The organism is Streptomyces sp. NPDC029296, from assembly GCF_055569255.1.
This window is the reverse complement of the sequence record NZ_JBVHXT010000049.1, coordinates 25,604-39,079: the sequence shown is the minus strand read 5'-3', so window position 1 is coordinate 39,079 and position 13,476 is coordinate 25,604. Positions and strand designations below refer to the sequence as shown.

At 73.8% G+C, this 13,476-nt stretch carries 12 protein-coding genes; 7 read left to right on the top strand and 5 right to left on the bottom strand.

Annotation, left to right across the window (positions count from 1 at the left end; translation table 11 throughout):
• The first annotated feature begins 122 nt into the window (after positions 1-122).
• The 6 genes from ACZ4W9_RS33695 (at position 123) to ACZ4W9_RS33670 (ending at position 5,551) form a co-directional block, all read left to right on the top strand.
• Positions 123-791, top strand: a complete 669-nt coding sequence (locus ACZ4W9_RS33695; RefSeq protein WP_467942194.1) for an amino acid ABC transporter permease — start codon at positions 123-125, stop codon at positions 789-791.
• On the top strand, positions 788-1,684 hold the full coding sequence (locus ACZ4W9_RS33690; protein ID WP_467942192.1) for an amino acid ABC transporter permease: 897 nt from the start codon (positions 788-790) through the stop codon (positions 1,682-1,684). The genes ACZ4W9_RS33695 and ACZ4W9_RS33690 overlap by 4 nt, the downstream gene beginning before the upstream one ends.
• A 177-nt stretch (positions 1,685-1,861) precedes the next feature.
• Positions 1,862-3,526 carry an FAD-dependent monooxygenase gene (locus ACZ4W9_RS33685; protein WP_467942190.1) on the top strand — a complete coding sequence of 555 codons (1,665 nt, stop codon included), beginning with the start codon at positions 1,862-1,864 and terminating at the stop codon, positions 3,524-3,526.
• 892 nt (positions 3,527-4,418) lie between these two features.
• Entirely contained in the window at positions 4,419-4,532 is a 114-nt protein-coding gene (locus tag ACZ4W9_RS33680; protein WP_467942229.1) for a putative leader peptide, read from the top strand.
• 69 nt (positions 4,533-4,601) lie between these two features.
• Positions 4,602-5,141 carry a cupin domain-containing protein gene (locus ACZ4W9_RS33675; protein WP_467942189.1) on the top strand — a complete coding sequence of 180 codons (540 nt, stop codon included), beginning with the start codon at positions 4,602-4,604 and terminating at the stop codon, positions 5,139-5,141.
• Complete coding sequence (locus ACZ4W9_RS33670) at positions 5,138-5,551, top strand: rhodanese-like domain-containing protein (RefSeq protein WP_467942187.1); 414 nt, start codon at positions 5,138-5,140, stop codon at positions 5,549-5,551. Before ACZ4W9_RS33675 ends, ACZ4W9_RS33670 begins: the two co-directional genes overlap by 4 nt.
• A 31-nt stretch (positions 5,552-5,582) precedes the next feature.
• Here ACZ4W9_RS33670 and ACZ4W9_RS33665 read toward each other — a convergent pair whose 3' ends face one another.
• From ACZ4W9_RS33665 to ACZ4W9_RS33645, 5 genes are all read right to left on the bottom strand, one after another.
• The gene (locus tag ACZ4W9_RS33665) at positions 5,583-8,111 is read right to left on the bottom strand and encodes an ABC transporter permease (RefSeq protein ID WP_467942186.1); all 2,529 of its coding nucleotides are present in this window, start codon (positions 8,109-8,111) and stop codon (positions 5,583-5,585) included.
• 172 nt (positions 8,112-8,283) lie between these two features.
• Entirely contained in the window at positions 8,284-9,255 is a 972-nt protein-coding gene (gene recX, locus ACZ4W9_RS33660; protein ID WP_467942184.1) for a recombination regulator RecX, read from the bottom strand.
• 3 nt (positions 9,256-9,258) lie between these two features.
• A complete protein-coding gene (recA, locus tag ACZ4W9_RS33655; protein ID WP_467942183.1) occupies positions 9,259-10,389 on the bottom strand; it encodes a recombinase RecA in 1,131 nt (376 codons plus the stop codon).
• Positions 10,390-10,754: 365 nt separating this feature from the next.
• Positions 10,755-12,005, bottom strand: coding sequence for an AI-2E family transporter (locus ACZ4W9_RS33650; protein WP_467942228.1), 1,251 nt, complete (start codon positions 12,003-12,005; stop codon positions 10,755-10,757).
• Between the two features lie 192 nt (positions 12,006-12,197).
• Positions 12,198-12,392 (bottom strand): DUF3046 domain-containing protein, encoded by a 195-nt coding sequence (locus tag ACZ4W9_RS33645; RefSeq protein ID WP_467942182.1) that lies wholly within the window; start codon positions 12,390-12,392, stop codon positions 12,198-12,200.
• Positions 12,393-12,471: 79 nt separating this feature from the next.
• On the opposite strand from ACZ4W9_RS33645, the gene ACZ4W9_RS33640 reads away from it, so the two are divergent.
• A complete protein-coding gene (locus ACZ4W9_RS33640) occupies positions 12,472-13,416 on the top strand; it encodes a hypothetical protein (RefSeq protein ID WP_467942180.1) in 945 nt (314 codons plus the stop codon).
• Positions 13,417-13,476 lie beyond the last annotated feature (60 nt).

Here is a 13,476-nt window from a genome sequence, read left to right as displayed (position 1 = left end):
AAAAGACGAACGACACAGGCAACCCCTAACACCCCACCCCCCCCCCCCCCCCCCCCCCCCCCCCCCCCCCCCCCCCCCCCCCCCCCACCCGGGCATCCCTACACGCGGAAGCGCGGGAGAACGTGTTCGACTTTCTTGACGACTACGACGTACTGGGCGCCTTCTGGACGACGGTGCAGCTGACCCTGCTGTCCGCCGTGGGCTCCCTGATCTGGGGCACCCTGCTGGCCGCCATGCGGGTGGGCCCGGTGCCGTTGATGCGCGGCTTCGGCACCGCCTACGTGAACATCGTGCGGAACATCCCGCTCACGGTGATCATCCTGTTCTCCTCGCTCGGCCTGTACTCGACGCTGGGCGTCAGCCTCGGCGCCAGCGACAACATAGACGCGGTCAACTTCCGGCTGGCGGTACTGGGGCTGATCGTCTACACGTCGGCGTTCGTGTGCGAGGCGATCCGGTCCGGAATCAACACGGTGCCGGTCGGCCAGGCGGAGGCCGCGCGCGCCATCGGCCTGAGCTTCACCCAGGTGCTGTTCCTGGTCGTGCTGCCGCAGGCGTTCCGGGCGGCCGTCGGCCCGCTGGCCAACGTGCTGATCGCGTTGACGAAGAACACGACGGTGGCGGCGGCGATCGGCGTCGCCGAGGCGGCACTGGTGATGAAGGACATGGTCGAGAAGGAGGCGCAGCTGCTGCTGATCTCCGCGATCATCGCCTTCGGCTTCTGCTGCCTGACCCTGCCGACCGGCCTGATCCTCGGCTGGGTGGGCAAGAAGGTGGCGGTGAAGCGATGAGTTCGATCCTGTACGACGCCCAGGGGCCCCGTGCCAAGCGGCGCAACATCCTCTACACGGTGCTCTTCCTCGTCGCCCTCGCGGCCGTCGTCTGGTGGGTGTACTCCGCCCTCGACGAGAAGAACCAACTGGCCTGGGCGCTGTGGAAGCCGTACTTCGGCGGCGGCACCGAGGCGTACTCGACGTACATATGGCCGGGCCTGGAGAACACCCTGAAGGCCGCGGCGCTGTCGATGGTCCTCGCGCTGCCCCTGGGCGCCGTCCTCGGCATAGCGCGGCTTTCGGACCACGTCTGGGTGCGGGTGCCGGCGGCGGTCGTCGTGGAGTTCTTCCGCGCGATCCCCGTCCTGGTCCTGATGATCTTCGGGCTGGCGCTCTTCGCCCAGTACACCGACGTGAACTCGGACGACCGTCCGCTCTACGCGGTCGTCACCGGCCTGGTGCTGTACAACGCGTCGGTCCTCGCCGAGATCGTCCGCGCGGGCATCCTCGCCCTGCCGAAGGGTCAGTCCGAGGCGGCCATGGCGATCGGCCTGCGCAAGGGGCAGGTGATGCGGGTCATCCTGCTGCCGCAGGCGGTCACCACGATGCTGCCGGCGATCGTCAGCCAGCTGGTGGTCATCGTGAAGGACACCGCGCTCGGCGGTGCCGTCCTCACCTTCCCCGAACTGCTCGCCTCGGCGAACACCATGAGCGGCTACTACGGCGCCAACACCATCGCCTCCTTCACGGTCGTCGCCGTGATCTACGTGATCATCAACTTCTCGCTGACCTCGTTCGCGAGCTGGCTGGAGGGCCGGCTGCGGCGGCGCAAGAAGTCGACCGGCGCGGTGCTGAGCGTCGACGACACGGCCGGCATCCCCGGCCATGCGGGCACCGGAACCTCGGCCTGACGGCCGGTCAGACCCGAACGCACCACCCGGGGGCAGTGGCGTGTTCGCCACTGCCCCCGGTCGCTTGACGCGAACTCCGCCAATGGGTTGCATACGTTTTGTGATCGTGCACCCCGCTCCTCCTTCCTGTTCACTTGTCTACGTCAGGGCATCGTCGCGGGCAGGGGGCGTCGCACCATGGACCCGGTGATCATCGTCGGAGCGGGGCCCGTCGGACTCACGCTCGCCCTGCTGCTGACCCGTCAGCACGTCCCCGTGGTCGTCCTGGACGAGGGGCCCGGCAAGGACGAACCCCGCCCGGCGCGCACCGTCGTCCTGCGCGAGGACACGGCCGCACTGCTGGCGCGGCTGACCGGAGTGCCGCTCGACGGGTACGGCGTGCGCTGGGCCGGATGGCGGTCCGTCAGGCGCAAGCAGGTGACGACCGAGATCGCCTTCGCCGAGGACGACCCCGCCGCGCCGCTGCACATCGCGCAGCACGTCGTGACGAACGCCCTGCGCGCGGCCCTCGCCGGCGAACCGCTGGCCGAGATCGCCGTCGACAGCCGCCTGGACGCCGTCGAGCAGGACCGGTCCGGCGTCACCGCGCACACCCGAGGGCCCAAGGGCACGTGGCGGCGCGGCGGCTACCTGGTCGGCTGCGACGGCCCCCGCTCGACCGTGCGCAAGCTCCAGGACATCCGCTTCCCGGGCCGTACTGCGGTGGAGCGGCACGCGGTCGCCGCGCTGCGGACGGAACTTCCCTGGGAGGGCCGTGCGTTGTTCCACCGGATGCCGCCGTGGCGGTCGTCCGGGCCCTCGGCCGGGGAGGTGACCGCCCGCCCCCTCCCGGACGGCGCCTGGCGCCTGGACTGGCTGCTGCCGCCGGGGAAGGAGCTGGTCACCCCCGAGATCCTGCTGACCCGGATCCGCGAGACCCTCACGGGCTGGACGGGCAGCGACGCGCCGGCGTACGACCTGCTCGACACCGGTGTCCACACGGTGCACCACCGGCTGGCCCGCCGCTGGCGCGCCGGCCGGGTCTTCCTCGCCGGGGACGCGGCCCATCTGCTCGGCGCGTTCGGCACCCAGGGGCTCGACGAGGGTCTGCGGGACGCCGACAACCTCGCCTGGAAGCTGGCCACGGCCTGGCACCACGGCCCGCACGCAGCCCTGCTGGACAGCTACCAGACCGAGCGGCGCGCGGTGGTCGCCGCCCGGCTGCGCGCCGCCGACCAGGCGCTGCCGGTGCTGCGCGGCGGCGGACTGCGCGGCATCGTCCCCGGCGCCGCCCGCGGGCACGACGCGCAGTTCGCCGACGGCCACCTGGGGCGCGGGGCGCTGGGCGCGACCGGCACGTACGCGGGCTCGCCGCTCACGCCCCGGCAGCTGGAGGCGGAGATCCCCGTCGGCACCCCGCCCGGCGCCCAGGTGACCGATGTCCGGGTCACGGCGGAGGACGGCTCCTTCGTCCGGCTGCGGGACCGGCTCGGCCGCGGCGCTCTGCTGGTCGTGCTGATCGCGCCCGGTACGGGGGTGTGGGACCGCAAGCACTGGGTGTCCGCCGGGGTGATGCCCCGGCTCGCGGCGGCCGTGACCGCGCTGCCGCACCCCGCCGAGCTGCTGGTCGCCGAGAGCTACCCGGGCGCGCCGGCGCACAGCGTGCTGCTGGTACGCCCCGACGGCCACCTGGTCACCGCGCTGAGCGGGGTCCGCCCGGCCGACCTGTACTCGGCCGCACAGGCCACGCTGGGCGGCCCGGCACCGGATCCGGAGGCGGAGGCGGAGCGGGAGGAGGCTCGGCCCGAGGAGCGACCGAGCGAACGGACGGCGACGGCGGAAGCGGGCTCGAGCCTGCGCTGATCCTCCGGGCCGGGCACGCGCCCCCGTCTCCGGCCGAGTCTCCGCGCCGGGCGCGCCCTCGGAGGAGCCGGGCCCCGGGCCGCGCCTGCTGAGCAGGGGCGGCCGGCGCCGGATCCGGCCGGGCTTCGAGAGAGGGCCGCCTGCCTGCTCCGGGCGGGAGGGGAGGCGCGCGGCCACTGCCCGGCACGCCAGGCGCCGTGCGGGAGAGCCAGGCTCCGACTCCCGCCGGGCCCGCGCGACGCTTCGTGGGCGGCATCCGCCCATGGCCGGCGCCGGGCCCTGGGAAGGGGCGCGTCCCCGGCCCGCGCCGGGCGCGACGGAGGGCACGCGTCCCCTGCCCAGCGCACCTGACGCCGAGCCGGGGACCGGCCTCGGCTGCGCTCCGGGCGCGGAGAGCGGAAGCCAGGCTCCGACTCCCGCCGGGCACGCGTGGCGTCCACGCCCGGCCCGCGCGACGCTGCGTGGGCGGCATCCGCCCATGGCCGGCGCCGGGCCCTGGGAAGGGGCGCGTCCCCGGCCCGCGCCGGGCGCGACGGTGGGCACGCGTCCCCTGCCCAGCGCACCTGACGCCGAGCCGGGGACCGGCCTCGGCTGCGCCCCGGGCGCGGAGAGCGGAAGCCAGGCTCCGACTCCCGCCGGGCACGCGTGGTCCATTTCCGCCTGCACGGCGCTGCGTGGGAAACATCCGCCTACGGCCCGCCCACTTCGCGCGCCGGGGCGAAAGCCTGTTCCCGGCCCGCGCCGACCGCCTGTTTCGGGCCGCGCCGGCGCGTGAGCCGGGAGGGCTCCCCTCCCGCCCGCGCCGGGCGCCGAACGGGAGGCGTGTGCCTCCGGCCTGCGCTGATTGCGCGCTCCCGCTGCCCGTCCACGGGATGACACCCAGTTGACCGAGGTGGGCCGGCATGCTGTACTCCCGATCGTGACCGACACCTACGCGCGCCTGTGGCGGAGGGTCCATATGGACCTCGTCCGCTACGCGGGCTGCGTGTGTCGCCCGTCCTGCTGAATTCGCCCCCTCTTCTCACCGGGCGTCGTCGCGCGCCCGTTTCCGCGAACTTCCCAGGACGGTGTACCCGTGTCTGTCCCCTCCTCCCCGCCCTCCCCCGTGTCCGCCGCCACCGCCGCGCCCACGCAGGCGGACCTCCTCGACTTCGTCCGGCGTACGGCGGCCGACGCCGAGCTGATCGCCTCCCTCCCGCTCGACCCGGAGGGCCGTACCTGGGTCCGGCTGGACGGCCCCGGCGGCAGCGAGGCCTGGCTGATCGGCTGGCCGCCCGGTACCGGCACCGGCTGGCACGACCACGCCGACTCGGTCGGCGCCTTCCTCACCGCCTCGGGCGACCTGACCGAGAACTCCCTCGCCGCCCGACTGCCCACCGACGGCTGGAAGACGCTGGAACTCACCGACGGCGTGGACCGCGTACGCCGGCTCCCCGCGGGACAGGGCCGCGCCTTCGGCCGCCACCATGTGCACGAGGTGCTGAACGAGTCCCGCGACCGACACGCGATCTCCGTCCACGCCTACTACCCGCCGCTCCCCCACATCCGTCGTTACAGCCGCAGCGGCCAGGTGCTGCGCCTGGAGCAGGTCGAACGCCCGGAGGACTGGCAGTGAGCCACCACACCAGCGCCCAGCCGCCCGGCATCGACGAGGTGCTGGAGCGGGTCCGGGCGGGCTACCGGCGCATCGAGGCACGGGAGGCGCACAGGGCCGCCCTCCTCGGTGACGCGCTGCTGGTCGACATCCGCTACGCGGCCCTGCGCGAACGGGACGGCCTCATCCCCGGTGCCGTCGTGGTCGAGCGCAACGAGCTGGAGTGGCGCCTCGATCCCCAGGGCAGCCACCGCCTCCCCGAGGCCACCGGACACGATCTGCGTGTCGTGGTGATCTGCAACGAGGGGTACGCCTCCAGCCTCGCCGCCGCCTCCCTCCACCAGCTGGGTCTGCACCGGGCGACGGACCTGGTGGGCGGTTTTCAGGCGTGGCGGGCGCAGGGTCTGCCGGTGGAGCCGGCGACGGCCTGAGGACGGCGGTGCTCGCCGCGGTCGCCCGGCGTCACTCCTGCGCCGTGGCGACCGTCACCGGCCGCACCCGCAGCGCCACGCGCCCCGGCACCGCGCCGGCCGCCAGCGCGAGGAGACCGGCGAACCCGACGACGCCGACGTAGAGCAGCGGGGTGACCGTGGGTGCGGCCCGGCCCGTCATGCCAAGGCTGAACGCGGTGAGCACGGCGAGGGCGATGCCGCTGCCGAGCGAGGTGGCGAGGAAGAGGACGGACAGGGTCTCGGTGCGCAGCATGCGCAGGACCTGCCGCCGGGTCGCGCCGGCGAGACGGAGCAGGGCGAACTCCCGGACCCGCTCGGCGACCGACATGGCGAGCGTGTTGCCGACGGCGATGGCGGTGAAGACCAGCACCAGCCCCATGGCGAGGTAGTTGACCTCGGCGTTCGTCTGCTCCCGGTCGGCCTGGAGGGCATCGGCGGCGGCCGGCGAAAGCACCCGCACTCCCGGGAACTCACGGAGGGTGGTCGTCAGTTCTCCCTGTGTGCGGGCCGTGCTGACGAGGACGGAGGAGGCGAGCGGGTTGTCGACGTGGGGGGCCACGAGGCCGTGGTCGAGGGTGAGGTCGCCGAAGCCGAGGCCCCTTGCGTAGACGGCGGCGACGGTGAGGGTGGCGGGCGTGCCGTCGCCGAGCGTGATCTTCAGGGTGCTTCCCGGCTTCAGGTGCTGCTGGTCCGCGGCCACTTCGCTGACGGCGACGGTGCCGGGGCCGAGCCGGTCCAGGGAGCCGGCGGTGACCTCCGGGTCCCAGGTGCGGGTCAGGCCCGCCGGGGTGACGCCCTGCGCGGGGTACTTGTCCAGGCCGACGCGGACGGTCGTCCGGACCACCTCGGTGACCGTGTCGTGCCGTGCGCGCAGTCGTCCGGCGGCCTCACCGGGAACGCCGGGCCCCTGGGCGGCCACGACCCAGTCGGCCCGGACGCCTTCGCGGACCTGGGCGCGGGCGGCGCCCCCGAGGGTGTCCTGGACGAACAGGACGGTGCAGGTCATGCCGACGAGCAGGGTGAGAGGGGTGACGACGGAGGCCATCCGGGCGGCGTTGCCGCGCAGGTTGGCTGTGGCGAGCCGGCCGCCGTGCCCGGTGAGCCGGAGCGGGCCGGCGAGCAGCAGCACGGCGGCCCTGACCAGGAGCGGACCGAGCAGGGCGACGGAGGTGGACAGGACGACGACGGCGAGGAAGGTCACCGGGGTCGAGGCGGGCTCGGTGCGCAGGAAGGTGAGGACGACGACGAGGACGGTTCCGCCGGCCAGGAGCAGCAGCCCGGCGGCGATCCGGCCGAGGGCGGGCCGGGTGCGCTCGGTCCTGGCCTCGGCCAGGGCCTCGGCCGGGCGGATCCGGGCGACCCTGTGGCCGGCGATCCGGGCCGCCGCCCAGGCGGCGAGGAGGGTGGCGGCGAGGGCGACGAGCGGCGGGAAGACGCCGACGGTGCGTTCGAGGGTGTCGGGTACGGCGCCCAGCGCGACGAACCTGGAGTGCAGCCAGGCGCCCAGCGGCAGCCCGAGCAGTGCGCCGGCGGTGCCCGCCGCCGCGCCGACGACCAGCGCCTCCCGGCCGAGCAGTCCGCGGATCTGTCCGGACGTGGCGGCGACGGCCCGGAGCAGGGCGAGTTCGCGGTGGCGCTGCCGGACGGTGAGTCCGAAGGTGCCGACGACCACGAGGACCGCCACCAGCAGCGAGGTGCCGCCCATCGCGCCGCCCATGCTGACCAGCCGGGTGCGGGCGGCGGCCGCGTCCAGGAACTCGACGGGCCCGCGGGCCTCGCCGGTACTGACCTGGGCCGTGGTTCCGTGCAGCGCCCGGGTCACGGCCCGGCGCACCCGCTCGGCATCCGCGCCCTTGGCCGGCAGCACGCCGAACGCGGTGACCTGCCCGGGGTGCGCGGCCAGCCGGCGGGCCTCGGCGGCGGAGAAGAACAGGGACGTCTGGTGGCGCACGGGGGTGGCCGGGGCTGCGACACCGGTGATCCGGTAGCTTCGCGGGGCCCGCGTGGACTGCACGGTGAGCCGGTCACCGGGCCGGAGCCGGGCCCGCGCGGCGAGGTCGGCGTCGATGACGAGGTCACCGCCGGCCGTGGGGGCGTGGCCCGCGGTCAGCCGGTACGGGGTGAGGGCGGCGGAGTCCCAGGCATGGCCGTAGGCGGTACGGCCGCCGGTGCCGGCCGGGGTCGTCGGCTGGGCGAGGAAGGTGAGTTCCGGGACGACCCGGGCCACGCCGGGCGTACGGGCGAGTGTGTCGCGCAGCCGCCCGGGAAGCCAGGCGCGTTCGGCGATGGGCTTCGCCTTGTGCTTGACCTTGGTCTTGCCGTGCTTGTGCTTGACGGTGGTCCGGTGCACGTTCTGGTCCGCGGAGACGACGACGGGAGCGGCGGCGTAGCGCTCGGTACGGATGGTGCCGCGCAGGCCGGTGTCGAGAAGGGTGCCGCAAGCGGTGATCAGGGCCGCCGCGCACATCAGGGCGAGAAAGGCGCCGAGGAATCCGGCCTTCCGGGCCCGGACGGTCCGCAGGGCATAGCGCAGCATCATGGGGACGGGCTCTCTTCTGTTGTACGCGTCGGTCGTGTGCGCTGGGCGCGCGTACAGAGTCGCCGGTACAGGCGTGGGAGAGCACTGCGGTGACCCGGCGTCTTGGCGGGGGGTCACCCCACCCCCGCGGGCCGGGGGTTGTCCCCACCCCTGAGGTCCCGTCCCCGTGGAGTCAGAAGTCCCCGTCCCCGAGGAAGTCGGTGTCCTCGCCCTCCTCCTCCAGCGCCTGCCGGACGACGCGGAGGGCCATCCCCTCGGGGTAGCCCTTGCGGGCGAGCATGCCCGCGAGCCGGCGGATCCGCTTGTCGCGGTCCAGGCCGCGGGTGGCACGCAGCTTGCGGGCGACGAGGTCCCGGGCCGTCGCCTCCTCCTGCTCGGAGTCGAGCTGCGCGACGGCGTCCTCGATCAGCGCCGAGTCGACGCCCTTGGTCCGCAGTTCCCGGGCGAGGGCGCGGCGGGCGAGTCCCCGGCCGTGGTGCCGGGACTCCACCCAGGCGTCCGCGAAGGCGCCGTCGTCGATGAGCCCGACCTCCTCGAACCGGTCCAGCACCTCCCGGGCGACGTCCTCGGGAATCTCCCGCTTGCGCAGGGCGTCCGCGAGTTGCCTGCGGGTGCGCGGGGTCCCGGTGAGCAGGCGCAGGCAGATCGCCCGGGCCCGCTCGACCGGGTCCCCCGAAGACTCCCCCCGCTCGTCCCTCGCCGAGGGAGGGGCGCCTTCGTCCTCACCGGGCGCGTCCCCGAAACCGCGCCGCCGCCGGCCGCGGGCGCGGCCCCCGCTCCGCGCGCCACCGGATCCCCCGAAGCCACGGCCGCCGGGTTTACCGCCCCCGTACGGCTCACCGCCCGCGTCGCCCGTGTCCGGGCCGCCGTCGCCCTCGTAACCGCCGGCACTCCCGTACGCAGCGGCGGCCCCGTGCCCGCCGCTGCCCTGGGCATCGGGTCCGTCGTGCTCCTGCCGCCCCCGGTGCCGCTCGCGTCCCCCGTGCCCGCCGTGCCCGTCGGGCTCGCCGTATCCGCCGTATCCGCCGTCCCGGTGTCCGTCGTCACCGTCCGGGACGGAGTGCGCACGGCCCCCGGCGCCCCTCCCCCGTGGGGCACCGGGGGTGGCGTACTCGTACTCGGCCCAGTCGGTTCGTCGTGTCATGGGTCAGCTCTTGGCTGCGGCGGCCTTGGGCTTGGTGGCCTTGGCGGCCGCCTGCGCGGGTGCCGGCTTGGCGGCGTCCCCGGCCGCCGCGGTGGTGACCGCCGCGTCGGCTCCCGGCTCGGCGGCGGGCTCCTCCGGCCGGACTCCCACGCCCAGCTTCTCCTTGATCTTCTTCTCGATCTCGTTGGCCAGGTCGGGGTTGTCCTTGAGGAAGTTGCGCGCGTTCTCCTTGCCCTGGCCGAGCTGGTCGCCCTCGTACGTGTACCAGGCGCCGGCCTTGCGGACGAAGCCGTGCTCCACGCCCATGTCGATCAGACCGCCCTCGCGGCTGATGCCCTGGCCGTAGAGGATGTCGAACTCGGCCTGCTTGAAGGGCGGCGCGACCTTGTTCTTGACGACCTTGCAGCGGGTGCGGTTGCCGACCGCGTCCGTGCCGTCCTTCAGGGTCTCGATGCGGCGGATGTCGATGCGCACCGAGGCGTAGAACTTCAGCGCCCGGCCACCGGTCGTGGTCTCGGGGGAGCCGAACATCACGCCGATCTTCTCGCGGAGCTGGTTGATGAAGATGGCGGTGGTCTTGGACTGGTTGAGCGCGCTGGTGATCTTCCGCAGCGCCTGGCTCATCAGGCGGGCCTGGAGACCGACGTGGCTGTCGCCCATCTCGCCCTCGATCTCCGCGCGCGGGACGAGCGCGGCGACCGAGTCGATGACGATGAGGTCGAGGGCACCGGAGCGGACCAGCATGTCCACGATCTCCAGCGCCTGCTCGCCGTTGTCCGGCTGGGAGAGGATCAGGTTGTCGATGTCGACGCCGAGCTTGCGCGCGTACTCGGGGTCGAGGGCGTGCTCGGCGTCCACGAAGGCGACCTGGCCGCCGGCCTTCTGCGCGTTCGCCACGGCGTGCAGGGTCAGGGTCGTCTTACCGGAGGACTCCGGTCCGTAGATCTCCACGACACGGCCGCGCGGCAGGCCGCCCACGCCGAGGGCGACGTCGAGCGCGGTCGAGCCGGTCGGGATGACCTCGATGGGCTCCTTCGACCGCTCGCCCATGCGCATGACCGCGCCCTTGCCGAATTGCCGTTCAATCTGCGCGAGCGCGGCGTCGAGCGCCTTCTCGCGGTCGGTTCCTGCCATGGGTTCCACCCGGTTTGCTTGAGTCGATCGCTTCACGTCAAAGACGCTAACGCCTGCCACTGACAATGCGCCCCGACGCAGGCCCGGCCTGTGGATAACCGAGGGGCGTATCCCCGCAAAATGGGGCAAAAACCCCAGCCGACAGCCTGGCCTGAGTATTCATGAGAATGGATGTTCGATTTTTGTGTCAAGCCGCACCCCGACCACCCGGCGTGGCCCCGGGTGCCCTCGTGCCGGACGCGGCGACGCCGTCCGGCACGACGGTGTCCATGACGCTCGCGGCGGCCGTCGCCGTGGCCGTCGGCCGGGCGGTGTGGCGTACCGAGGGCGGGCGCGGAGCCGCGACCCCGCCGTGCGCGAGCGGTCTACGACCGCCCCTTCCCGCCGGGGCGGCGGCCGGCCCACAGCCGTCGCGTGCGCGTGAGCGCGCCGGGACCGGAGGCGGTCCTGCTGCGGTGCCCGTGCACCCGGGGGTCGTCCGTGACGGCGTACCGCTTCACGTACGCGCCCAGGAACGCCTGGAGGGTGGCCACCGCCGGGATGGCGATCAGCGCGCCGACGGCCCCCAGCAGCGCCGTGCCGGCGACGACCGAGCCGAAGGCGACCGCCGGGTGGATGTCGACGGTCTTGGCGGTCAGCTTGGGCTGGAGCATGTAGTTCTCGAACTGCTGGTAGATCACGACGAAGACCAGCACCCACACCGCGTACCAGGGATTGACGGTGAACGCGATCAGCATCGGCAGCGCGCCCGCGAGGTACGTCCCGATGGTGGGGATGAACTGCGAGACCAGGCCCACCCAGACCCCGAGCACGGGGGCGTACGGCACACCCATGAACTCCAGGAGGATGTAGTGCGCGACGCCCGAGATGAGCGCCATCAGACCGCGCGAGTAGAGGTAACCGCCCGTCTTGTCGACGGCGATCTCCCAGGCGCGCAGCACCTCGGCCTGGCGGGCGGGCGGCAGGACGGAGCACAGGGCGCGGCGCAGCCGGGGGCCGTCCGCGGCGAAGTAGAACGAGAACAGGCCGACCGTGAGCAGCTGGAAGAGGCCGCCGAGCACCTGGGCGGACACGTCGAGGACACCGGCCGCGCTGTTCTGCACGTATTTGCGCAGCCAGGCGGAGTGGAGCAGGCCTTCCTGGATGTCCACCCGTCTGAGGTGGGTCCGGAAGCTCTTGTTGATCCAGTTGATCAACGAGTCCAGGTACTCCGGGAAGCCCTCGACCATCTTGATGATCTGGCCGGCCAGCATCGAGCCGAGCAGGGTGACGAACCCGGCCGCGACGATGGTCAGACCGAGGAAGACCAGGAAGGTGGCGAGCCCCCTGCGCATGCCGCGGGCCGACATCCGGCTCACCGCGGGCTCGACCGCGAGGGCCAGGAAGAACGCGATCAATATGTTGATCAGCAGTCCGGTGAGCTGGTGGAAGGCCCAGCTGCCCAGCTGGAAGGCGGCGATCAGCGCGAGCGCGAGCACCATGGCGCGGGGCAGCCAGCGCGGCATCCGGCCGCCGGGCGCGACGGCGCCGGCGAGCGGGGGCCGGCCGGGCGGCGTCGTCGCGGCCGGTGCCGCCTGCCGGGCGGACGGCTCGCCGGCCTCGGCGGTGGGTGCCAGGGGTTCCTCGTCAGTGGGTGCCACTCGCCCAGTCTCGCCCACGCCACCGACAACCGGAGCCCACGCCCGATCTTCGTGCGGGATCGCAACCGTACTGTCGATTTCCGGGCCGACAAAGACGGGCGAATCCGGTTTTTGCGCTGCCCCTGATCACCCGATGCCCTGATGGCCCGGCGGCGATGCCGGGACCCGTCAGCGCCTCTCGCCGGGCACGTCCATGACCGCGCACACCACGCGCCACACGTCCTTGGCCGCCCAGCCGGCGTCCAGCGCCTCGTTCACCGTGCGCCCGCCCAGTTCGGACATGACGTGGTCGCGCGCGAACATTTCGGCGTACGCCGGACCGAAGTGTTCCGCCATTCGCTGCCAGAAGACCGTCAACCGCATGCCTTCAGTATCCCGCCCCCGGGGGTGGGGCCGCCCCAGAGCACCTGCGGGGACCGCTTCGCGCCCTACGGTCTGACCCATGGCAGATTCAGGAGTCTCCCCACTCCCCTCCACGCCCCCGGCGCGCTCCCCGCTCTTCCGCGCCGAACAGTTCGTGTGGCTCACCGCGCGCGTGCTGGAGCAGCGTCTTTTCGCGTACCACTTCCTGCACGGCCGCCCGGAGGCCGTGGAAACGGCGCTGGACGCCTACCGCAACGAGGACGGCGGGTACGGGCACGCGCTGGAACCCGATCTGCGCGGGCCCGTCAGTCAGCCCCTGCACACCGCGCGCGCCCTCGGCGTACTGGACGCCGTCGGGCGCTGCGGCGGGCAGCGGGTGGAGCGCGTGTGCCGCTACCTGACCTCCGTCTCCACCCCGGAGGGCGCCCTGCCGGCGGTCCACCCCGGCCAGCGCGGATATCCGGCGGCGCCGTTCGTACCGGTCGTCGACGACCCTCCCGGCGCGCTGCTGTCCACCGGCCCGGTGGTCGGGCTGCTGCACCGCAACGAGGTGTGGCACGCGTGGCTGTTCCGGGCCACCGACTACTGCTGGCACGCGGTGGAGTCCCTGGAGAAGTCCCACCCCTACGAGGTGCGGGCCGCCGTGTCCTTCCTGGACTCGGCTCCCGACCGCCCGCGCGCGGAGGCCGCCGCCGACCGGCTGGGCCGCCTGGTGCGGGAGCAGCGGCTCGCGGCGCTGGACCCGGACCGGCTCGACGCGTTCCCGGTCGCCTCCGGCTACGCGCCCGGCGAGCACCACTTCCCGCACGACTTCGCCCGGAGCCCCGACTCGCTCGCGCGCGCCTGGTTCACGGACGACGAGATGGCGCGCTCCCTGGACCACCTGGCCGCCGGACAGCGGGAGGACGGCGGCTGGCCCGTCACCTGGCACCAGTGGGCCCCGGCGCCCACGCTGGAGGCGCGCCCCCTGGTGACGATCGAGGCCCTGCGCACCCTGCGGGCCTACGGCCGCTTCGTGGGCTGAGCCGCCGCCCCGGGCCCCCGCCGGGCCGGGCCCGGCTCGCCCCACCCCCCATGGTGCTCA